This is a genomic window from Streptomyces sp. NRRL F-5123, from assembly GCF_000721495.1.
In the GTDB taxonomy this organism is placed as follows: domain Bacteria; phylum Actinomycetota; class Actinomycetes; order Streptomycetales; family Streptomycetaceae; genus Actinacidiphila.
Genome location: NZ_JOHY01000064.1, coordinates 26,597 through 49,210, shown reverse-complemented (window position 1 = coordinate 49,210; position 22,614 = coordinate 26,597). Strand labels below are relative to the sequence as shown.

The following is a 22,614-nucleotide window of genomic DNA, read 5'->3' as shown; positions in this document are numbered from 1 at the left end:
CTCCTCCTCATCGACAACGACACCACCCTGCGCCGCTTCACCCAGGAGATCCGCTGGAACCAGGCCTACTACCGACTCGCACGCGGCCTCTGACCCAACCCCCTCGGGCCCGCCGCACCCGCGAGGGGCGGCGGGCCCTCGCCCTGCTGCGGGAAGGCCCCTGCGGGGCCGCCGAGCTGGCGCGCGCCGTCGGCATGGAGCAGTCCGCCTGCTCGCACCAGCTGCGGCTGCTGCGCAACCTCGGCCTCGTCGTCGGGCGCCGCGAGGGGCGGTCGGTCGTCTACGGGCTGTACGACAGCCACGTGGCCGAGCTCCTCGACCAGGCCGTCTACCACTTCGACCACCTGCGGCTCGGCCTGAGCGACGCGTCCGCGGCCGACGACACCGCCGCTGACCCGCTGACCCGCTGACCCGCTGACCCCGCGCGCCGCGCCCACTCGGCCCCGCCGCGTGCGCCGGGCGCGGCCCCGGACGGAGCGTCGAAAACTTTCTGCACGCTCTCTTGACGCCCAATCAGTGAACGCTAACATTCGAAGGGTGACGGGATCACCCGCGCGCCGGACGCCACGTCAGACGCGGAGGCGGGCGGGTCCTGCGGGGCACTTGCGTGCCCATGAGGTACGAGGGGCATGCCGTACCGCCTCTCGATCGGTGCGACGCCGGGTTCGCCGGTGGGAGTACGGGGTGCGCCGACCCCTGGGACGGGGTCGGTCGGGCCGGTGCACGACACGTACGACACGATCAGGTTGTGAGCGCTAACAAACAGCAAACGGGCTACGAGGCCTTTCCGGACGGGATGTTGTCATGGGTGCAGTGCGGTGTGGTCGGGCAGGTCGGACGGCGTACGGGGCGGACGCAACAGGCACGGCGGACGCAGCGGACACAGGGGGCGCGGCAGACACGGCAGGCAGCGCTGCAGGCCGCGCGGCAGCCCGCAGCAGCGGGCAGCGGCGCGCGATCGTACGGCGCTGCGGCGCCGCCGCCGTCGTGCTGGCGGTGCTGGCCGGTGCGGCAGCGTGCAGCAAGAGCGGTGCGGGCGACTCGGGTTCGGGCAGCAGCGGCGGTTCGGCGGGCGGGACGGGCAAGGACGCGCCCGCCGTGACGATCCAGGGCGACATCACCTTCAACGACACGAACCTCGCCAAGCTGGACGCCGCCCTGAAGCAGGCCCTGGCGGGCAAGGACCTGTCGAAGGTGAACGAGGCGATGGTCGTGAACGTCGCCGTCGACTACTGGAACGCCGGCAAGATCGGCTTCAACAAGGGCGTCAAGGACATCGGTGTCAAGGGCGTCTACCAGGCCCCGGCGAACGGCCGGCTGGACCAGCAGCTCAGCATCATCCAGACGCTGCGCGGCCAGGGCATCACCGGCCTGAGCGTGTCCGCGATCGACCCCACCGCGATCAAGGCCCCGATCAGCTCGGCGAACAAGGCCGGCATCCCGGTGCTGGCCATCGACTCGCCGCTGCCCAAGGAGGACGGCGCCGCGCTCTACCTCGGCACCCCCAACTACACCGCGGGCCAGAAGGCGGGCGAGGCGATGAAGCAGGCGCTCGGCGGGAAGGGCCAGGTCGTCGTCCTGGTCGGCTCGCTGACCACGTCCAACGCCGTCGAGCGCATCAAGGGCTTCGAGGACGCTCTCAAGGGCACCGACATCAAGGTCGTGCAGAAGCTCAGCGACGGCATGGACGCCTCCAAGGCCCTGACCAACGCGCAGACCGCGATCCAGACCAACCCGAACGTCAACGGCCTGTACGGCGTCTACTCCTACGACGGCCCGTCCGCCGGGCAGGCCGTCCAGGCCGCGGGCAAGTCCGGCAAGGTGAAGATCATCTCGGACGACAGCGACCCGCAGACGCTGAACTTCGTCAAGTCCGGCGTCATCCAGGCGACCGTCCTCCAGCAGCCCTACCAGCAGGGCTACACCGGCGCGTACCTGCTGGCGGCCTTCAAGGTGCTGGGCGTCGACGCGACGCTGAAACTCGTCAAGCCCTACCTGGAGTCCGACGGTACGACGCTGAGCTCCGGCGTCGGCCTGGTCACCCAGGCCAACCTGAGCGCCTACCAGGCCAAGCTCACCGAACTCGGCATCGGCTGATGGCGTCGGCCCCGGCAGACGCCCCGGGCGCCGACACCGCCGTCTCGTTGCGCGACGTCAGCAAGACGTACGGCCCGGTGAAGGTCCTGGACATCCCGCGGCTCGACCTGGCGCGCGGCCAGATCGTCGCCGTCGTCGGCGAGAACGGCGCGGGCAAGTCGACGCTGATGGGCGTGCTGTCCGGCACGGTCACCCCGACGACCGGCGCGATCGAGATCGCGGGGCGGCCGCTCCAGCCCGGCCGCCCCGACCACGCGCGGGACATGGGCGTGGCCCTGGTCGCCCAGGAGTTCCCGCTCGTGGGCCAGCTGAGCGTGGCGGAGAACCTGCTGCTGGGCCGCCGCCCGCAGCGCGCGGACAGCCGCCCGCTCGGCACGCTCGTCGTCGACCGGGCCGGTACCCGCGCGGAGGCGCGGGCGCTGCTCGCCGAGGTCGGTGTCGGCGGGGTGGACGTCGACCGGCCGGTGGGCCGCTACCCGGTGCCCGTGCGGCAGATGATCGAGATCGCCAAGGCGTGGGGCCACCGCCCCGTCGTCCTGATCCTCGACGAGCCGACGTCCTCGCTCGGCCCGGTCGAGGCCGAGCGGGTGCTCGCGCTCGCCCGGCAGCACGCGGCGGCCGGGGGAGCGGTGCTCTTCATCGGGCACCGCCTCGACGAGGTGCGGGCGGTCGCCGACCGGGTGGTGGTGCTGCGCAGCGGCAAGCTGGTGGCGGACCTGACACCGGCCGAGGCCACCGAGGAGCGGATGATCCGCGAGATGGTCGGCGCCGAACTGGCCCGAGCCGACCTCGCCCCGCCGCCGTCGGTGGAGCGCGTGGCGACGCTCAGCGTGCGCGGGCTGACCGCGGACGGCCTCGGCCCGGTCGACCTGGACGTGCACGCGGGCGAGATCGTCGGCGTCGCGGGGCTCATGGGCTCGGGCCGCAGCCGGCTGCTGCACACGGTGATGGGCGCGCAGCCGCGTACCGGCGGGTCGGTGGCCTTCGAGGGCGCCGACTTCCGGCCCCGGCACCCGGCCGACTCCGTGGCGGCCGGGATCGGCCTGGTGCCGGAGGACCGCAAGGTGCAGGCGCTGCTGCCCGCGCACTCCGTGCGCTGGAACGTCACGCTCGCGACGCTGCGCCGGATCAGCCGCCGCGGGCTGCTGCGGCCGCGCGTCGACAAGACGCACGCGGCAAGGATCGTCAAGGACCTCGGGGTGCGGCTGCACACCCAGGAGCAGCCGATCGGCTCGCTGTCCGGCGGCAACCAGCAGAAGGCGGTGTTCGGCCGCTGGCTCGCGGCCGACCCGCGGCTGCTGCTGCTCGACGAGCCGACGCGCGGGGTGGACGTCGGGGCCAAGGCGGAGATCTACAGCCTCATCGACACCGCCGCGCAGGACGGCCTCGCGGTGCTCGTGGCGTCCTCCGAGCTGGAGGAGCTGCTGTGGATCTGCCACCGCATCGTGGTGATGGCGCACGGCCGGATCGTCGCCGACCTGCCGCGCGACCGGTTCGGCAAGGAAGTGATCATGACCGCTGCGGCCGGCTCGGGCTCCGGACCCGCGGGCGGCGGTACGGGAGCCGGCGCGGCCGGCGGAGGGAAGGCACGCGCATGAAGGACGGCACGCCGATGAAGGACGGCACGCGCGGGAGGGAGAGCGCGGGTCCGGCTGCCGGCACCGCGCCCGCGACACGGGGTTCGGGCGCGGCAGCCCCCGACGCCGCGGAGCCGCGCACGTCGCTCGGCAGGCGCCTGCTGGAGACACCGGAGGTCGGCGTGGTCGCGGCCTGCGTGGTGGTCTTCGTGTTCCTCGCCCTCGACAAGTCGACGTTCGCGGGCGCGGTCAACCTCCAGGGCATGGGCTTCGACCTGGCGCAGTACGGGCTCATCGCGATCGGCGAGTCGCTCGTCATCCTCACCGGCGGCATCGACCTGTCGGTGGGCGCGCTGCTGGGCACCAGCGTGATCCTGATGTCCTGGTTCAACGTGCGGGCGGGGCTGCCGCCCGTGCTCGCGATCCTGGTCACCCTGCTGATATGCGGCACGGTCGGGCTGATCCACGGACTGGCCGTGACCCGGCTGAAGATGGCGCCCTTCGTGGTGACCCTGGTGACGTACACCGTCGCGCAGGGCGTCACGCTCGCGATCACCTCGGGCACCTCGATCATCGGCATCGGCGGCACCTTCAGCGATCTCGGGCAGACGTACGTGGCCCAGGTGCCTCTGCCGCTCATCCTGTTCGTCGTCGTCGCCCTGGTGGCCTGGTTCTTCCTGGAACGCACCTACGCCGGGCGGCAGGTCTACGCGGTCGGCGGCAACCCCGAGGCCGCGCGGCTGGCCGGCATCCGCGGCGACCGGCGCATCATCTCGATGTACGTGACCAGCTCGCTGCTGTCCGCCTTCGCCGGGATCCTGGTGCTGGGCCGGATGGGCGTCGGGTCGGCGAGCGGGGTGGGCGTCGGCTGGGAGCTGTCGGCGATCGCCGCGGCCGTGATCGGCGGGGTGAGCCTGGTCGGCGGGCAGGGCCGGATCCTCGGCATCGTCGCCGGAACGGTGCTGCTGGAGCTCATCAACAACGGCCTGACGACCCTTCAGATCAACTCCAACTACACCAACATCGTGCTCGGTTGCGTTCTCGGGCTGGCGATCACCGCCGACCGGCTGCGCGCCAGAAGCGTGGCGCGCCGCGGCTGAGTGACGCCGCGGACCCCCATGCCGCGGCGCAGAGCCGGTCCGGCGCCGGACCCACCGGCGCCGGACCGGTCCTCCGGGCTGCCCGCACGCACCCCGGCGGACCCCGCCGGGCGGCCGCCCGGCCCGCACCACCCCACCACCCCCCACACAGAGGAGGACCCCGTGTCCGTACTCGCGAAGATCCGCGTCCGCAGACGGCTGCGCAGCCTCGCGCTCGCCTTCGGCGCGACCGCCGCGCTGGTCGCCGGCGTGCTGGCCGGCACCTCGCCGGCCTCGCAGGCGGCGGGCTCGCTGCCCTGCGACATCTACCAGTCCGGCGGCACCCCGTGCGTCGCGGCGCACAGCACCACCCGGGCCCTGTACGGCTCGTACAACGGCTCGCTGTACCAGGTCCGGCGCGCGTCGGACAACGCCACGCAGAACATCGGTGTGCTGAGCGCGGGCGGTTACGCCAACGCCGCCGCCCAGGATTCGTTCTGCTCCGGCACCTCGTGCGTCATCACCGTCATCTACGACCAGTCCGGCCGCGGCAACAACCTCACCCAGGCACCCCCCGGCGGCTTCAACGGCCCGGCCTCCGGCGGCTACGACAACCTCGCGAGCGCCCTCGGGCAACGGCCCCTGGATCATGGCCGACCTGGAGAACGGCCTGTTCTCCGGCGTCAACCAGCACCTCAACTCCGGTGACCCGACGATCAACTACCGCTTCACCACCGCCCTGATCAAGGGCGGCGCCAACCAGTGGGCGATCCGCGGCGGCAACGCCCAGTCCGGCAGCCTGTCCACCTTCTACAGCGGGGTACGCCCCAACGTCTCGGGCTACAACCCGATGAAGAAGCAGGGCGCGATCATCCTCGGCATCGGCGGTGACAACAGCGTCGGCGCCCAGGGCACCTTCTACGAGGGCGTGATGACGTCCGGCTACCCCTCGGACGCCACCGAGAACGCCGTGCAGTCCAACATCACCTCGGTCGGCTACACCGCGGGCTCCACGGGCGGCACCGGGGGTCTGACGGTCGGCAGCAAGACGTCACTGCGCGCCACCACCTCGTGCTGCACCGGCGACTACCTCAAGCACGACGACAGCGACGCCAACGTCGTCATCGCGGGCGTCACGTCGTCGAGTTCGGCGACCGACAAGGGCGACGCGACCTGGATCGTCCGCGCGGGCCTGGCCAACAGCGGGTGCGTGTCCTTCGAGTCCGCCAACAAGTCCGGCCAGTACCTGCGGCACCAGAACTTCAAGCTGGGAATTGCCACGAGCGACGGCAGTGACCTGTTCAAGCAGGACGCCACCTTCTGCGCCCAGAGCGGCCTGAACGGGCAGGGCCTGTCGTTCCCGTCCGTCAACTACCCCGACCACTACCTGCGCCACTACAACTACAACGTCTACCTCGCCGTGAACGGCGGCTCCAACGCGTGGGACTCCAGCACGTCCTTCGCCGACGACGCGAGCTGGGCCGTCGCCTCCCCCTGGGCCCCCTGAGCCCAGCGCGGCACGACACCCGTACGGCCCGGCGGGGGTCGGCCGCCGGGCCGGCGGCGGGGCGGCACAGAGCCGTACCGCCCCGCGGCAGGCGGCACAGAGCCGTACCGTCCTGCCGTGCGGCCCGGCGGCGGGTCACGCCGGGCGGGCCGCGGTGGGTCCGGGCGCCGACCGCCCGGACCCGGCGGGCCCGGGTGTCAGCCGCCCAGGCCGGTCGTGAGGGCGCCGAGCAGGGAGCCGTTGGACGTGTCGCCCGACATCTCCCAGATCATCGCGCCCAGCAGATGGTGCGAGGTGATGTACTGCGCCTTCTTGCCGATCGACCAGGCGTCGTCGAAGGACCACCACTGGCCGCCGCTGCCGGTGTAGCCGTACGTGGCGACCGCCTGCTCGTCGTGGTAGACGGTCAGCCCCGGCACACCGGCGACCAGGTTGCTGTAGCCGCGGGTGCCCGCCTCCTCGGCGAACTGCCCCGGCGCCGCGCCGTTCGCGGCCTGCCACACGCCGTGCACGCCGCCGTCGGCCACCTGCTGCCAGCCGCGCCCGTAGAAGGGCAGGCCCAGTGTGAGCTTGCGCGGGCTGACCCCGGCGGCGAGGTAGGTCTGGATCGCCTTGTCGGCGCTGAAGTCGTTCGGGACGGGCGAGGCCGGGTCGGCGTACAGGTTGGCCTGGTGGCCGGTGCGCTTCGGCTCCCAGGAGTTGTCGCTGCCGGAGCCGTGGAAGTCGTAGCCCTGGACGTTCTCGATGTCCAGCGACTTCGACACCTGCGGCAGGTCCCAGCCCAGCGCGATCTTGTCGGGGTCGGCCGGGGTGAAGGCGGTGAGCAGCAGGTGGCTGCCGCCGAGCGCGTCGAGTTCGGTGCGGAACTCGGCGAGCAGCGCGGTCAGGTCGGCCTTGTCGGCGGCCGAGTAGTGGTTGCCCGGGTGGCCGTCGGGCGAGCCGGGCCACTCCCAGTCGATGTCGAAGCCGTCGAAGATGCCGGCCGCGACACCGGCGCCGCCCGCGCCCTCGTACGACGGCAGGTTGCCCTTGATGTAGGTGTCGATGCAGGACTTCACGAACTTCTTGCGGGAGGCGTCGGTCGCGGCCACGTCCGAGAAGTACTTGGAGTAGGTCCACCCGCCGAGCGACATCACGACCTTCAGGTGCGGGTACTTCGCCTTGAGTTCCTTGAGCTGGTTGAAGTTGCCGCGCAGCTTGCCCCAGCCGTCGTCCGCCTGGCCGTTGACGGACTGGGAGGCAGGGAAGGCCCGCCCGTAGTCGGCCTCCGCGTCACCGGCGCCGTCGCCCTGGCTCGGGTCCTCCGGGTCGGCGGTGGTGCCCTTGGTGACGCCCTGGAGGCAGGTCAGGTTGGCCGGATCGACGTTGCCGAAGGCGTAGTTGATGACGTCCAGCTTGGCCGCGGCGCCCGAGGTGTCGAGGTTCTTGACGAAGTACTGGCGCCCGTAGATGCCCCACTGCACGAAGTAGCCGACCTTGGCGTAGCCGCCGTTGCCGACCGCCTCCAGCGTGGTCACGGAGACCGCGTTGCTCGCGGGCGAGGAGTTGTCGGCCAGGTCGCGGGCCTTGACGGTGAAGGTGTAGGCGGTGGAGGGCGCGAGGCCGGTCAGGGTGGCGGTGCGGGTGGCGGCCGGGGTGGACGTCACCAGCTTGCCGTCCTGGTAGACGTCGTAGGCGGCGACGCGGTTGTTGTCGGTCGCGGCGCCCCACGACAGCGCCACGGTGCTGTCGGTGACCCCGCCCGACTTGAGGCTGCCGGGCGCGGTCGGCGGGACGGTGTCGGTGGACGGGTCGAACGTGGTCGCCGTGACCGGGGCACTGGCCGCGCCGACGTTGCCGCGGCTGTCCTTGGCGCGCACCGTGAACTGGTAGGACGTGGCGGGCGAGAGGCCCTGCACGGTCGCGCTGGTGGTGCCGCTGGAGGCCACCACCGTGCTGCCCTGGAGCACGTCGTAGGAGGCGACGGGGAAGTCGCCGATCGCGGCCGCCGTCCAGCCGAGCGTCACCGTGTGGGCGGTGGCGTCGGAGACCGTCACGCCGGTGGGCGCGTGCGGCGGCGTGGCGGGGCTGCCGTCGCACTTGGCGCCGTTGACCAGGCAGCCGGTCGGCGTCGACAGCGGGCCCGAGGCGGTGAAGGTGTAGCTGTACGGGTACGTCGAACCGCTCGCCGGGACGCTCGCGTTGTAGTACGCGGGGGAGGCCACGACGTGCTGGCCGGTGACGGTGGAGGTGCCGTAGGTCTCGCCGGTGATCTTCACGCCGGTCGGCAGGTCGAACTCCAGCGACCAGGTGCTGATCGCGGCGGACGTGCCGTTCTTGACGGTGTACGTGCCCGTCCAGGACGAGCCGCTGCCGGTGCTGCTGAACTCCGCGGTGACCGCGCCCGCGGCGTGCGCGGGGGGCGCGGAGATGCCGGCGAGCCCGGCGACGGCGAGGCCGGTGGTCGCGACGAGTGCGGCCAGCCGGCGGCGCAGCCGCGCGAGCGGGCGGCGGGGCGGGGGAGCGCTGAGCGAACGTGGACGTCTGGGGAATCGCGGTCCGGTGGACACGGCTCTCCTCGGGATGTGGGGGCGCGAGGGCGGCCTCACCAGGACAGCCGAGATCAGCGGCTACGGCAATGCGCCGGACGAAAATTGGACTGGACCAATTGACTGCCGGGTGACGGCTTCGCGCGGGTCATCGCGCCGCAGAGGACTAGACCAACTCGCCGGAATTTACCCTTACTTGACCGGCGGTGGGTTGCGGGCAGGGGGGCGGGGCGGAGAGGGTCGGAATGTTTTAAGGGCGACACAATGTCTCGCACGTGGATTCCGCCGTCACGGTTGTGCGGTACACCTCTCGTTCGGGATACTCGTCCCCGCAGGTTCTTTCGTGTCATGTCCCGTATGCCGTACGGATGTCGAGGAGCGACCGCCGATGACCGCCGCCCCGCAGCAGGCGCAGACCCCCGACCCGGCGGCCCTCGCCCTGGAGATGCTCGCCCCCGGCGGCCGGGAGGACCCCTACCCGCTCTACGCCCGTGCTCTGGAGATGGGCCCGGTCCTCGACGTCGGCGGCGGCCTCTACCTCGTCACCGGCTACGACGCCGTCAACCGGGCGTTGCGCAATCCCGCCTTCGGCGTCACCGGCGCGCAGGCCTCCCCCGAGGACCGCGACGCGCACGATGCGATCGGCCTGCTGGCCCGCTCGGTGCTGGAGAACGACCCGCCCGAGCACACCCGCATGCGCGCGCTCATGAACTCCGTCTTCACCCCGCGCCGCATCGCCGCCTACGAGCCGATGGTCGCGGAGGTCGTCGGCGAACTCCTCGACTCCCTCGCCGAGTCGGGCGCGGACGGCGCGCCGGTCGACTTCATGACCGCGTTCGCCTCGCCGCTGCCGCTCACCGTCATCTGCGAGATGCTCGGCGTGCCCGCGGCCGACCGGCACCTCTTCCGTACCCTCGCCGCCGACCTGACGATCGCGCTGGAGTTCGTCGCCGACCCCGCGATGCTGCTCCCCGCAGACGCCGCGGCCGTCCGGCTCGCCGGCTACTTCGGCGACCTGGTCGCCGAACGCCGGGCGCACCCGCGGGAGTCGGAGGACCTGGTCGGCGCACTGCTCGCCGCGCGCGACGCCGGTGACGGACGGCTGTCCGAGGGCGAGCTGCTGGCCAACCTCACCCTGCTGCTCGTCGCCGGCTTCGAGACGACCACCGACCTGCTCGGCAACGGCCTGCGGCTGCTGTTCGACCACCCCGAGGCCGCCGCCGGCCTGCGCGCCGGGCGGATCGAGGTCGGGCCCTTCGTCGAGGAGGTGCTGCGCTACGAGTCGCCCGTCCAGCTCACCAGCCGCATCGTGCACGCGGACGGCCAGGAGCTGGCGGGCGTGCCGCTGCCGCGCGGCGCCCAGCTCGTGCTGCTGGTCGGCGCCGCCAACCGCGACCCCGCCCGCTACCCCGACCCCGAGCGCTTCGACCCGACCCGCACCGCGAGCCGCCCGCTGAGCTTCGGCGCCGGTGCGCACGTCTGCATCGGCAACGGCCTGGCCCGGCTGGAGGCCGCCGTCGCCTTCCCCCTCCTGCTGGCCCGCTTCCCGCACCTCGCCCCGGCCGACACCCCGCCGACCCGCCGCGACCGCGTCGTGCTGCGCGGCCACGGCACCTTCCCGGTCCGTGTGACGCAGGGGGTGCCCGTGGCCTGATCCGGGTACGGGCGGAATGTGCCCGGGGGAGATGCGCGACCGATATGTACGGCGACTTGACGCGCGGGCAACGTTGACCCGAATGTGTGTGCTCTCCCCCCGCAATCCTGTTTCGATCCCTTCAGGTTGGTAGGCCCTATGCGCGCCCTCCCTTCGGTCGCTGTCGCGGTTGCCGCCGCCGCGGCGACCGTGGTGTTCGCCCCCGCCGCTCTCGCGGCGCCCGGGGACAACGGCACCGTCAAGATCCACGACGCCAAGACCGGCGACGAGGTCATGAGCAACAACCCGCACGTCTGCACGTTCTACCTGGACGCCTTCAAGTTCGACGGCGGCCAGAAGGCGTCCTGGCAGATCGTCGACCAGCCGCCGACCGGCAAGGACAAGGTCGAGGCGACCGGCACCCTGACCGCCGACGCGTCCGGCCACGGCCGCACCGACGACATGACCCTGCCGGACGGCCACTACAAGCTGCTCTGGAACTTCGACGGCGAGCACGGTCAGGCCAAGCAGAAGGTCTTCTGGGTCGAGTGCAAGAACGACTCCGGCTCGACGACCGGCGGTACGACCGGTGCGACGACCACCGGCGGCACCACCGGCGAGACCACCACCGGCCAGACCACCAACGGCGGCACCACCGGCCAGACCACCACCGGTGGCACCACCGGTGCGACCACCACCGGCGGCACCACCGGCGAGACGACGACCGGTGCGACCACCGGCACGCCCGGCGCGACCGCCTCGCCGACCAGCGACACCAAGAGCGACTCCGGCAGCCTCGCCGAGACCGGCGCGTCCGTCATCGGCCTGTCGGCCCTCGCCGCGGTCCTGCTGGCCGTCGGCGCCGCGGTGCTCTTCCGCCGCCAGGCCGGCCGCCGGCACTGAACCGCCCGCGCTTCCGCGCACCAGCACCACCGCCGCAGCGGTGCTCGCCCCGGCCCGGGGGGAGCACCGCTGCGTGCGTGTTCTTCGCCGCACACCGCGACGCCCCACGTCTTCGAGGAGAGGTACGAGCCATGACCGGGACCGGGCCGACGCCGACCGGGCCGCGGCCCGCCGCCCCGTACCAGGGGCAGGGCGGCACCTGGCAGCCGTACCCCGCGCGCCTCGTGCGCACCCGCGGCAGTCGGCGCATGCTCGCGGTGTGGGTCGCGCTGCTGATCGCCGGGGCGGGTACCTCGGCGGTGGGCTTCGCCCTGTTCGGGACGCAGGACTCCGGCCACCGCGTGCTGCGGCAGAGCGGCGTGTCGATGGCCCCGACCTACCCGGCGGGCAGCACGGTGGAGTTCGACCGGGCAGACGGCTCGACGGTGCGCGACGGCGACGTCATCCTCTTCGACGGCGCGGACTGGGGTTCCCCCGGCGTACCGCACATGGCGCGGCTGATCGCCCGCGGCGGCGACCACCTCGCCGTCTCGGCGGACGGCACGGTGACGCTCAACGGCAAGGCCCTGGAGGAGCCTTACCTGGGCCCTGACCCCCTCGCCCCCGGCCGCGCGGCGGACCTCGACGTCCCGGCCGGCAAGCTGTTCGTGATGGGCGACAACCGCAACGACTCCGCCGACTCCCGCTTCCGCGGGCTGGTCGCCGGCTCGCGCGTCGAGGGGGTCGCCGTCAAGGGGGCCTCGCACCCGCGGCGGCACGGCGCCATCGCGCTCGCGGGCCTGGCGGCGGGCGTGGCGGGCCTCGTCGGCCTCGCCCTCAACGCCACGCGCGCCAAGCGCCGCCGCGCCCTGCTGCCCGCCGCCCCGCCGCAGCCGCGCGGCTGATCCCGCGCGTGGCGCCGTAACGGCCGCGCCCCGGGCGTGAGCCGTACGGCCCCGGGCGCGAGCTGCCCAGGAGCCGCGCACGCCCGCACCGGAGCGCCATATTCCGGGTACGTCACGTCAAGTCCCTGACCTGCAACGGAATTGGACCCGGGTGTGAGTGCAATGGCACAACGTCACCCCGCGTTCCACAAGCGTTCAGCTTCCGGCCGGTGCAGGTGTTCTTCTTGCCTCCCTAGGGTCCCTTGAGGCTTCGGAAGGAAGGGACTCATGGACGCAACCGCAGTCCGGGCCCGCGGGATCACCAAGTGCTTCGGGGAGGTCGTCGCGCTCGACGGCGTCGACCTGGACGTGGCGCAGGGGCAGATCCACGGCCTGGTGGGACCGAACGGAGCCGGCAAGACGACGCTGCTCGGCCTCCTGCTGGGGCTGTCCGTCGCCGACAGCGGCCGGCTGGAGATCCTGCGCACCCCCGTCGGGCGGGGGTCGGCCGCCCCCGACGGCGTCGCCGGATTCGTCGACGGCCCCGGCCTCTACCCCTCGCTCACCGCCCGGCAGAACCTCGCTGCCCTCGCCGCGCTGCGCGGCACCGGTACCGGCGGCTCTGCGATCGGCGACGCGCTCGCCCAGGTCGGCCTCACCGACGTCGCCGACGACCGGGTGCGCGGCTTCTCCCTCGGCATGCGGCAGCGCCTCGGGCTCGCCGCCGCCCTGCTCACCCAGCCCCGGCTGCTGGTCCTCGACGAGCCGTCCAACGGCCTCGACCCGGCGGGCAAGAAGCACGTGCACGGCGTCCTGACCCGGCTCGCGGAGACCGGCACCAGCGTCGTCGTCTCCAGCCACCGGATGGACGACCTGGAGGCGCTGTGCTCCGAGGTCACCATCCTCGCCACCGGCCGGGTCGTCTTCACCGGCCCGATGAGCAAGCTCGCCGCCGAGAACCGCGAGCTGGACTACCGGCTGCTCACCTCCGACGCCGCGGCCGCCCGGGAGGCCGCCGCGGCCGTCGCCGGGATCCGCGTCGTCGAGGAGTCGGTGGAGTGGCGGGGCGCCGAGGCGCTGGTCGTCCGCGCGCCGGTCCCGGCCCTGGACGAGCTGGTCGCCCAGGTGGTGTCCGCGGGCATCGCCGTACGCGAGCTCGCCCCCGTCGTCTCGCCCCTGGAGGCGGCCTTCCTGGCGCTCACCGAGTCGCCGGAGGACCCGCGGGGCACCCAGCAGGAGAAGGAGGCCGCCCGATGACCGCGACCGCCCCCGTCCGGGAGCAGCAGCCGTCCGCCGGCGCCCGCGTCCCGGTCGCCCGCGGCTACCGCTTCGAGCTGGTCAAGCTGGTCTCCCAGTGGCGCGTCCGGCTGCTGGTGCTGGCCTGCTGGATCGCTCCCGCGCTCTTCGTCGTCGCGGTGGGCCGACAGAGCACGCTGCCCACCGACACCCTGTTCGGCCGCTGGATGCACGCCACCGGCTGGGCCGGGTCGCTCGTCGTCCTCGGCTTCTCCGGCACCTGGGCGCTGCCGCTGCTCACCTCGGTCGTCGCCGGTGACGTCTTCGCGTCCGAGGACCGGCTCGGCACCTGGCGGCACCTGCTGGTCGCGGTGCGCTCGCCGCGGCGGATCTTCGTCGCCAAGGTGCTCGGCAGCCTGACCGTCATCGTGCTGATGCTCGCCGGGCTGTGCGCCTCCAGCGTCGCCGGCGGCCTGATCGCCGAGGGCAACCACGCCCTCGTCGGCCTCGACGGGCATCTGCTCGCGCCCTCCGACGCGGCCGGGCACGTCCTGCTCGCCTGGGCGTGCGTGCTCGCCCCGACCCTGGCGCTCGCCGCGATCGGCCTGCTCGGCTCGATCGGGCTCGGCCGCTCCCCGATGGGCTTGCTGCTGCCCGCGCTGGTCGCGCTCGCGATGCAGCTCGCGCAGATGCTGCCGCTGCCGGTCGCGGTGCGCCTCGCACTGCCCGGCTACGCGTTCATCTCCTGGAACGGCCTGTTCACCAGTCCGGGCCAGCTCACCCCGCTGCTCGTCGGCGTCGCGGTGTCGCTGGCCTGGGCGGTCGCCGGCACCCTGCTGGCCTACCGGCTCTTCCTGCGCCGCGACTTCACCAACTCCACCGACGACGCCTCCGGGCGGCGCACCGTCACCGGCGGGCTCGTCCCGCTCGCGGTGCTGTGCGGCGTCACGGTCGGGGCCGTCGCCGCGGCCACCCCCGCCACGGGCTCGGGCATCGACCAGCACAAGATCCAGCGCTCGGTCGCGACCGCCTTCGCCCACCTCTACCGCATCCAGACCTCCGAGCTGAACCGGCCCGCCGTCACGGAAGCGCAGCTGCGGGTCTCCGCGGCCTGCAACCGCGGCGGCGGGCAGGTCTCGGCCAACGGCCCGGGCAACGACTGGCGCTGCGTCGTGACCTGGCACCTCCCTGGCGTCGAAGCACCTGGTCAGGCCATCTACCAGCTCGACGTCACCGCGGACGGGCGGTACGTCGCCGACGGCGACGGACCGAAGGAAGTGAACGGCTACTTCCTGGTGCGCACCCCGCAAGGGGACGCACCGAACCCGCTCTGGCAGTTCGACGGCAACGTCGAGCTGCTCCACACCTCCTGAAAGGGAAAACCATGCAGGTAACACGCAATCGTCGGCGTGCCGAGAGGGCGGGATTCCTCTCGAAACGCGTCGGCCACCGCGTGCCCCTGGTAACGGCGGGAGTCACCGCACTCGCAGTGGCGGCCACGGGAACGGCGTTCGCCACGACCAACGGGTTCGGCACCCAGCAGGTCGGGCAGGACACCAAGGACGGCACGGTCATCTCCAGTGACCAGTACCTGGCCCCCTACGGCGACCGCCTCGTCATCAACAACGGCAAGATCATGTCGTCCACGGTCAGCCCGGACGGCACCCACATGGCCGCGTCGGTCACCGACGGCGGCGCGGCGCTCGCGATCGTGGACCTCAAGGGCAACAAGGTCCAGCAGATCGTCGGCAACTCCGCGTCCGCGAACCTGCGGATCAAGGGCAACGACATCGGGCAGGAGGGCCCGGCGTACTCGCCCGACGGCAAGCAGCTGTGGCTCGGCCAGACCGACGGCTACACCAGGTTCACGGTGAACGCCGACGGCACGCTGGCGAACCCGGTCACCGTCGCGATCCCGGCGGACGGCAGCAAGCACGCGCTGGCCGCGGCCGCGGTCTTCTCCGCGGACGGCTCCACCGTCTACTCGGCGGTCAACGGCCAGAACCGCGTCGTCGCCATCGACGCCGCGACCGGCGCGATCACCCGGAGCTGGGCCACCGGCAACGCGCCGCGCGGCCTGGCCCTCGTCGGCGGCAAGCTCTACGTGAGCAACGAGGGCGGCCGCACCGCCGAGCCCGGCGAGAGCACCATCAACTCGTACGGCACGCAGGTCCCGGCGAACCCGGTGACCGGCGCCACCACGACCGGCACCGTCAGCGTCATCGACGTGGCGGACCCGGCCGCCGCCGTCGGCAGCATCGACGTCGGCCTGCACCCGACGGCGCTCTACGCCCACGGCCGGACGCTGTTCGTCACCAACACCGCGACCAACAGCGTGTCGGTCATCGACACCGGGCGCGGCAAGGTCGTGCAGACCATCGCCACCCAGCCGTGGCCGCAGGCCACCGTAGGCTACGAGCCGGACGCGGTGACGCTGACGGACGACGGCCACCTGCTGGTGACGCTGGGCCGCGCGAACGCGGTCGCCGTCTACCGCTTCAGCTCCGCGCAGGAGCCGGTCAGCTACGTCGGCCTGCTGCCGACGGACTACTTCCCGGCCGAGATCGCGACCGTCGGCAACAAGATCGTGGTGTCCAACACCCGTGGCATCGACGCCCGCCGCCCCACCACCGCGGCCGGCCACGCCACCCACGACACCACCTCCAGCCTGACCACCTTCACGCTCCCCGCCGACAAGGTGATCCGGTCCGAGACGTCCAAGGTCTTCCGGCAGAACGGCTGGACCGGGGACAACGTCAAGGACGCCCCGGGCAACCACAAGGGCAAGAAGGCCGTGCCCGTCCCGGCCCGCCTCGGCGACCCGTCGACGATCCAGCACGTCTTCCTGATCGTCAAGGAGAACCGGACGTACGACCAGCTCTTCGGTGACATCCCGGAGGGCAACGGCGACCCGGCGCTCGCGGAGTTCGGCGAGAACGTCACGCCCAACCAGCACGCCCTCACCCAGCAGTTCGGCCTGTACGACAACACCTACGACATCGGCACGAACTCCGCCGAGGGCCACAACTGGCTGATGCAGGCCGACAACCCGGAGTACACCGAGTCCTCCGCCGGCGAGTACCTGCGCAGCTACGACACCGAGGACGACGCCCTCGGCCACCAGAAGAGCGGTTTCCTGTGGACCGGGGCGCAGGCCGCCGGCAACACCGTCCGCGATTTCGGCGAGTTCCAGCAGTTCCTGACCAAGCCGGCCGCGGCCACCTGGCAGAACCTGTACTGCGACGCCAAGTCGATGGACGCCACGGGCGCGCCCACGCAGTACCCGCTGGACTCGTCGTCGCCGATCCCGTCGCTCAACGACGTGTCGGTGCACGGCTTCCCGAAGTTCGACACCTCGGTGCCGGACATCTACCGCGAGCAGCTGTGGGAGCAGGACTTCGCCAAGAACGGCCCGGCGAACCTGAACATGTTCTGGCTGTCCAGCGACCACACCGGCGGTCCGGCGAACGCCGCCGCGCAGGTCGCGGACAACGACCTGGCGGTCGGCCGGATGGTCGACACCATCTCGCACAGCAAGTACTGGAAGAACTCGGCGATCTTCGTCGTCGAGGACGACTCCCAGGCCGGTCTCGACCACGTCGACGGCCACCGCGCCCCGATCCAGATCATCAGCCCGTGGGCGCAGCACGGCGCGGTCGACAGCCACTACTACTCGCAGATCACCATGATCCGCACGATCGAGCAGATCCTCGGCGTCCAGCCGATGAACCAGAAGGACACCGCGGCCACCCCGATGACCGCCGCCTTCACCTCGGAGCCGGACTACACGCCGTTCACCGCGCTGGCCAACCGCACCTCGCTGACCGCCGGTCTCGCCACCCCGCCCTCCTGCGGTGTGGACACCCCGGCTGCCCAGGACCCGGCCGCGGCGCCCGCGCCGTCCGCCGTCGTCCCGGCCGCCGAGAAGGCCACGGCCGCGAAGTGGGACAGCTGGAAGTCCAAGCAGCGGCTGACCGGCCCGTCCGCCGTCCCGGACTACGCCAACCCCGCGCAGATGAACCACTTCACGTGGTACCAGACGCACGACTGGAAGAAGCCGTACCCGGGCGAGAGCAGGATCTTCGCCCCGGACGACGTCCCCGGCGCGTTCATCCCCTCCACGGAGAACGACGACTGACGCCCCGCTGACGGCAGGCGGCCCCCGCCCGGCGCACCGTGCGCCGGGCGGGGGCCGTCCCCTTTCCGGGCCCGGACCCCGGGAGCCCCGCGGGGCGGCTGTCGGTGCGGGATGCCATGATGCGGGAGTGCTGCTGACGCCTGAGAACACCCTCTTCGTGCGCGGGAGGACCCCCGTGCTGCTCCTGGCCGGTGCGCCCGTCCACGACGCCCTGCCGGCGGTGGGGCAGGAGGTGCAGCGGCCCGCGGGGTGGAGCGTGCTGCCGCGGCTGACGATGTGCGTCGTCGACGGTCCCGGCGAGCACGGGGTCGTGATCCCCGCGCTGGCCGCGCCCGTCCTGCCCGCGCTGGACGGCGGAGCCGCCGAGGACGCGGACGAGGAGGCCGGCATGGGCGACTGGTGCGCCGACGCCGAGGCCGCCGGGGGCGTCCTGGTGCTGTCGCTGCCGCATCTGCCCGCGGAGCTGGACCTCGCGGGGCTGATGGCCGCGGGGTCGGCGCGGGGCGGATTCCTGCCGCTGGCGGGCTGAGCCGGTTACGCCTGGCAGGTGGCAGGTGGCAGGTGGCAGGTGGCAGGTGGCCGCGGGGTCGTGGGGTCGGCCCGGGACGCGTTCCCGCCGCCCGTCTACGCCAGCCGGGCCAGGGCCGTGCGGACCGGGGCGACGGCGTCCTCCGTGCCGATGCGGCGGGCGAGTTCGGCGGCCCGTGCGGCGTACGCGGGGTCCGTCACGGCCCGGCGGACGGCCGCGCCGAGGGCTCCGGCGGTGAGGGTGCGCAGCGGGACGGGGCCCGGCGTGACGCCGAGTGCGGTGAGCCGGCGGGACCAGAAGGCCGCGTCGAACTGCACCGGCACCGGCACCGCGGGCACCCCCGCGCGCAGGGCCGCCGCGGTCGTGCCCGCACCCGCGTGGTGGACGACCGCCGCCGTGCGCGGGAAGAGCAGCTCGTGCGGGAGGTCCCCGACGGTGAGCATGTCGCCGCCCGCCGCCTCCCCCGCGTCCAGCCCGCTCCAGCCGCGCTGGACCACCCCGCGCACCCCGGCCGCGCGCAGCGCCCGTACCACCGCCGCGCTCAGCCCCGCCGGGTCCGGCACGGTGGCGCTGCCGAGCCCGACGTAGACGGGCGGCGGGCCGGCCGCGAGGAAGTCCTCGACCTCGTCCGGGAGCCGGGCGTCCGGCGCACCCCGGGGCCACCAGTAGCCGGTGACGGTGAGCCCGGAGCGCCAGTCGGCGGGGCGTGGCAGCACATGGCGGCTGAAGCCGTGGAAGACCGGCCAGTCCGCGCGATCCCGCGCCCGCCGGGCCGCGCCCACGCCGCGCGGCTCCAGCCCCAGCCGGAGGCGCAGGTCCCGGGCGGCGTCCCGGAAGACGGTGTCGAGCCCCGCGTTGACGGCCCGCGCCGCCGCCCGGTTCACCGGCCCGCCCCACGAGCCCGTGCCGATCACCGGCGGTGCGAACTCCCGTGTGGGCGCCAGCGGTTGCAGATAGGCCCCGAGGGTCGGCACCCCGAGGCCCTCCCCGATCACCTGCCCGAGCGGCGCGACCGCCCCGCCCAGCAGCAGCACCTCCGCGCCCTCGGCCGCCGCGAGCAGCGCCCCGGCCATCTCCCCGACCAGCTCGCGGGCCATCCCGAACAGCCGCCACAGCTTCACGGCGGCGTTCCGCGACGCGTGCAGGTCCTGCCCGGCGTGCGACGCCAGCGCGGCCCGAGGGTCCACCGGCAGCCCGCGGAAGCCCACCCCGGCGTCCGCCACGAGTCCCGCGAACCGCTCGTGCGTCACGACCGTCACATCGTGCCCGCCCGAGGCGAGCCCGTGCCCCAGCCCGGTGTACGGGGCCACGTCCCCTCGCGAACCCGCCGTCATGATGGCCACACGCACGGTCACCAGTATGCCGGACGGGCCTCGCTCCCGGAGCTTCAGCGCGGCGCCGACGTCCCCGCGGGGCGTGCGGTGCCGGCCGCCCCGGCGGTGTGCGCGGCCGGGGCGGTGGAGGTCAGCAGGACGGTGACGACCAGGACGGCGGTGAGGCCCGCGAGTTCGGCCAGGACGGTACGTGCGGGGGCCGCGGGGGAGGGGCGGCCGTGGGCGTGGCGGAGGGCCGCCACCGCAAGGACGGCAAGGACCAGGGCGCTCTTCAGGAGCAGCAGGCGGCCGTAGTGCGTGCCGGTCAGGGCGCCGAAGCTGCCGAGCAGGCGCCAGGCCTGGTAAGTGCCGGTGGCGATCAGCACGCCCACGGCGGCCAGCGCCAGGCGTGTGAAGCGGCGGGCGGCGGTGGCCAGTTCGGGCCCGCGGTGGCGGACCAGCAGGACGGCCAGCGTCGCCACGCCGCCCGCCCACACCGCCATCGCCGTGACGTGCAGGGCGGTGACGAGCATGGCGAGCGGCGCGAGCGGCTCGCCCGGGGCGTGGCTGGTCTCGCTCCACGTCAGCGCGAGCAGCAGCGCCAGGGGCACCGCCCCGGCCGCGCCCGCCCGCCGGTGCCGCAGGATCTGCTCACCGACCACCGCGGTCAGCGCGAGCAGCATCAGCCGGGCGACGAGCGTGTGCCCCTCGTGCGTGCTCAGTGTCGCCGACAGCAGCGAGCGGTCCCTGACGTGCGCGAGGGACAGGCCCTGCGCGGCCGGCCCGTGGACGAGGAGCTGGGCGACGGCGCCGGCCAGCACCGCCCCCCACCCCACGGCCGCCGGCCACCGCAGCCCCGCCCACGCGGGCCCGGTCCCCGCCCCGCCGGGCGCGGCGTGCACGACGTCGGCCCCGACGAGGCGACCCGTCGCGCTCCTGGCGCGGCCCGCGCCGGGGTCTTCCGCGACGGCCGCGGTGACCCGTGGGGACGTGCCTGCGGGCAGTTCCCCGCGGTGCAATCCGGCGGCGGCGCTGCCGGCAGGGTCCCCGGCGGCGGCCGCGGCGGCGCGCGAGGCCGTGCCGGTGGCGCCGGGCGCCGCTGTGACGGGGCCCTCCGCGACCGCCGCCGCGGTGGCCGTGCCGCCCGTCCCTCCCGCGCCGGGGAGCCCGTCCTCTTCCGCGGATACTGCCGGTTCCGCCTCCGGCGGACGGGGCAGGCAGGACGCGCGGACGGCCGTGAAGCCGACCATCGCGGCGAGGCCCGCGAAGCCGAGCCAGACCGCGGCGTCGAGGGCCGCGCCGGTGAGGCGGTCCGTGCTCCCCGGGGCGGCCGCGGGGGTCGCGGAGGGGGCGCCGACGGAGAAGGCGAGGGCGCCGGTGGTGGTGTGGCCGTCGTCGGTCGCGGTGGTGCGCCAGCTCAGGACGTACGTGCCGGGCCGCGCCTCGGGCGCGAGCCGGACGCTCATCCCGTCGCCGCCCGGCCCGGTGGCGGTCGGCGGGCCCTCGTCGACGCGGCGCCCGGCGGGGCCGATGACGCGCACGGAACTGAGCCGGAGCGCGACCTCTTCCGAGAACACCAGCGTCACCTGCCGCGGCTCGGCGGAGAGCACCGCCCCGTCGGCGGGCGAGGACCGGACGAGGTCGGCGTGCGCCCCGGCCGTACCGGGCGGCGCGAGCACCGCGGCGACCGCGAGCGCCGCGCCCGCCGCCAGTCGCCGCAGCAGGGTGTGCAGCGGCGCCCGCCCGCCCCTCAGCGGCACGACCCGCTCGCGCGCCGCTGCCGGACGACGTGGTCGGCGCCGAGGCGGAAGTCGGCGAGGGTCTGCGGGCCGGGGGAGAAGTACCAGTGGCCGGAGGCGAGTTGCAGGGTGCTGCTGCCGGTCGTGCCGGCGTGGGTCCAGCTGACGCGGAAGGTGCCGGGGCCGGTGCGGGAGCCGGGACCGAGGACGTAAGGGACGCCCAGCGCGGGCCGGCACTCCGTGTTGGCGCGGACGAACTCGTCCTGAGGGACGGCCTGTCGGGCGTCGGCCGTCCACAACTGCCAGGCGCCCGCCCAGTCCCCGCCGGACAGCCGGCCGAACTCCTGGCGGGCGACGGCGAGGGCCTGCTGCCCGGCGGCGGCGTCCGCGCCGCTCCCGCCGTGCGCGGCCCCGCCGGACCGCAGGGCCGCCGCCGCGGTGACCGCCGCGGCGGCCGTACCGAGGGCCACCCATCGCTTCGGTACGCGCACCACCGCGCACCCCTCCTTCGTCAGCGGACCGTCAGACCGTCAGCGGCCGTGGATGCGGCCGTGGACGCGGCCGGGAGCGGGCGCCACACGCACCGGGCGCCCGCCCCCGGGTTCGGGAGACGGCCGGGTCCGCCCGGCCGGCGGGCGGAACAGCCGTCAGCCGACCGTCAGTTGGTGAGGCGGTCGGTGCCGTAGTGCTCGATCAGCGACTCGTTGGCCTTGAGGTCCAGGTCGGCCGTGAACTTCAGCGAGTCGCGGATCTGGTCGTTGCTGATCGCCGCCGACGGGACGCCGCCGAAGGTGTACGTGAAGGACTGCCCGGGCGCGACCTGGCGCTCCGCGAGCGTCACGTCGTGGAAGCCGAGCCGGGCGATGTAGAACGACGTCCCGTCGCCGCGCGGCACCTCCAGGTAGTCCTGCTGCGGGTGCCCGTAGGCCTGGGTGGAGGTGTAGCTGTGGTCGTCGGAGCTGGACGGCGCCCGGAAGACCAGCACCGCGCAGTCGGTGGAGAGCGTCTGCGAGGAGGTGTTGGTGAAGACGAAGTTCCAGTCGCCGTACCACTGGTTGCCGGAGAAGGTGACCTGCTCCGACAGCCCGACGTTGCTGCTGAACTTCGTGTTCAGCGGCTCGCCGAGGATGGGGTTGGCGCCGCTGATCGGGTGGTCGACGCCGTTGGCGCAGCGCTCCAGGGGGGAGCTGTACTGCGAGGGCTGGCCGGTCGCGGTGGCCTGCGTCCAGCTGGACGGGCCGGAGCTGACGGCGGTGGTGGTGTTCGGGTCGGCCGAGGCCGTACCGCCACCGGCGAAGGTGGCGAGCCCGGCGAGCAGGGCGACGGTGCCGAGGCCGGCGGCGATGCCGAACCCGGTGGACTTCTCGCGCATGGTGAGTCCGCGCATGGTGGTGACGATCCCTTCGATCGCGAACGAGCAGGCGTGCAGCCCGCGGCGGGCACCGCGGGCCGGTGGGGGCGCGGCGGCGCGG

16 protein-coding genes and 1 pseudogene are annotated in these 22,614 nt (G+C 73.7%); 12 read left to right on the top strand and 5 right to left on the bottom strand.

Translation table 11 applies throughout. From position 1 onward, the window contains the following. The first annotated feature begins 89 nt into the window (after positions 1–89). From IH54_RS0133375 to IH54_RS40560, 5 genes and pseudogenes are all read left to right on the top strand, one after another. Positions 90–410: an ArsR/SmtB family transcription factor gene (locus IH54_RS0133375; RefSeq protein WP_052398146.1), complete on the top strand. Its 321-nt coding sequence runs from the start codon at positions 90–92 to the stop codon at positions 408–410. 577 nt (positions 411–987) lie between these two features. Then, complete coding sequence (locus IH54_RS0133370) at positions 988–2,097, top strand: substrate-binding domain-containing protein (RefSeq protein ID WP_234344148.1); 1,110 nt, start codon at positions 988–990, stop codon at positions 2,095–2,097. Next, positions 2,097–3,695 carry a sugar ABC transporter ATP-binding protein gene (locus tag IH54_RS0133365; RefSeq protein ID WP_031524214.1) on the top strand — a complete coding sequence of 533 codons (1,599 nt, stop codon included), beginning with the start codon at positions 2,097–2,099 and terminating at the stop codon, positions 3,693–3,695. Before IH54_RS0133370 ends, IH54_RS0133365 begins: the two co-directional genes overlap by 1 nt. Then, positions 3,692–4,774: an ABC transporter permease gene (locus tag IH54_RS0133360; RefSeq protein WP_234344147.1), complete on the top strand. Its 1,083-nt coding sequence runs from the start codon at positions 3,692–3,694 to the stop codon at positions 4,772–4,774. The genes IH54_RS0133365 and IH54_RS0133360 overlap by 4 nt, the downstream gene beginning before the upstream one ends. Positions 4,775–4,936: 162 nt before the next feature. Next, positions 4,937–6,260 (top strand): annotated as a pseudogene (locus IH54_RS40560) (alpha-L-arabinofuranosidase B). Positions 6,261–6,457: 197 nt separating this feature from the next. Here the strand turns inward: IH54_RS40560 and IH54_RS0133350 are convergent. Beyond that, on the bottom strand, positions 6,458–8,734 hold the full coding sequence (locus IH54_RS0133350; protein WP_031524210.1) for a glycosyl hydrolase family 18 protein: 2,277 nt from the start codon (positions 8,732–8,734) through the stop codon (positions 6,458–6,460). A gap of 442 nt (positions 8,735–9,176) precedes the next feature. Here IH54_RS0133350 and IH54_RS0133345 point away from each other — a divergent pair, with 442 nt between their 5' ends. The 7 genes from IH54_RS0133345 to IH54_RS0133315 all read left to right on the top strand — a co-directional run bounded on the left by IH54_RS0133345 (position 9,177) and on the right by IH54_RS0133315 (position 18,090). Beyond that, on the top strand, positions 9,177–10,442 hold the full coding sequence (locus tag IH54_RS0133345; protein ID WP_234344146.1) for a cytochrome P450: 1,266 nt from the start codon (positions 9,177–9,179) through the stop codon (positions 10,440–10,442). A 138-nt stretch (positions 10,443–10,580) separates the two neighbouring features. Beyond that, positions 10,581–11,324, top strand: a complete 744-nt coding sequence (locus IH54_RS0133340; protein WP_031524206.1) for a hypothetical protein — start codon at positions 10,581–10,583, stop codon at positions 11,322–11,324. Between the two features lie 131 nt (positions 11,325–11,455). Continuing rightward, the gene (gene lepB, locus IH54_RS0133335; protein WP_052398145.1) at positions 11,456–12,208 is read left to right on the top strand and encodes a signal peptidase I; all 753 of its coding nucleotides are present in this window, start codon (positions 11,456–11,458) and stop codon (positions 12,206–12,208) included. Positions 12,209–12,475: 267 nt separating this feature from the next. After that, positions 12,476–13,444 carry an ABC transporter ATP-binding protein gene (locus IH54_RS0133330; RefSeq protein ID WP_031524202.1) on the top strand — a complete coding sequence of 323 codons (969 nt, stop codon included), beginning with the start codon at positions 12,476–12,478 and terminating at the stop codon, positions 13,442–13,444. Beyond that, positions 13,441–14,796, top strand: a complete 1,356-nt coding sequence (locus tag IH54_RS0133325) for an ABC transporter permease (RefSeq protein WP_031524200.1) — start codon at positions 13,441–13,443, stop codon at positions 14,794–14,796. Before IH54_RS0133330 ends, IH54_RS0133325 begins: the two co-directional genes overlap by 4 nt. Before the next feature lie 11 nt (positions 14,797–14,807). Next, entirely contained in the window at positions 14,808–17,561 is a 2,754-nt protein-coding gene (locus IH54_RS0133320; protein WP_031524198.1) for an alkaline phosphatase family protein, read from the top strand. A gap of 127 nt (positions 17,562–17,688) precedes the next feature. Next, on the top strand, positions 17,689–18,090 hold the full coding sequence (locus tag IH54_RS0133315) for a hypothetical protein (protein ID WP_031524196.1): 402 nt from the start codon (positions 17,689–17,691) through the stop codon (positions 18,088–18,090). A 95-nt stretch (positions 18,091–18,185) separates the two neighbouring features. On the opposite strand, the gene IH54_RS0133310 is transcribed toward IH54_RS0133315, so the two are convergent. The 4 genes from IH54_RS0133310 to IH54_RS0133295 all read right to left on the bottom strand — a co-directional run bounded on the left by IH54_RS0133310 (position 18,186) and on the right by IH54_RS0133295 (position 22,529). Then, positions 18,186–19,424, bottom strand: a complete 1,239-nt coding sequence (locus IH54_RS0133310) for a glycosyltransferase (RefSeq protein WP_031524194.1) — start codon at positions 19,422–19,424, stop codon at positions 18,186–18,188. A gap of 53 nt (positions 19,425–19,477) precedes the next feature. Next, positions 19,478–21,163, bottom strand: coding sequence for a copper resistance CopC/CopD family protein (locus IH54_RS42110; protein ID WP_031524191.1), 1,686 nt, complete (start codon positions 21,161–21,163; stop codon positions 19,478–19,480). After that, entirely contained in the window at positions 21,154–21,636 is a 483-nt protein-coding gene (locus IH54_RS45885) for a hypothetical protein (protein ID WP_031524188.1), read from the bottom strand. The genes IH54_RS42110 and IH54_RS45885 overlap by 10 nt, the downstream gene beginning before the upstream one ends. 164 nt (positions 21,637–21,800) lie before the next feature. Further along, entirely contained in the window at positions 21,801–22,529 is a 729-nt protein-coding gene (locus IH54_RS0133295; protein ID WP_031524186.1) for a hypothetical protein, read from the bottom strand. Between the last annotated feature and the right edge of the window lie 85 nt (positions 22,530–22,614).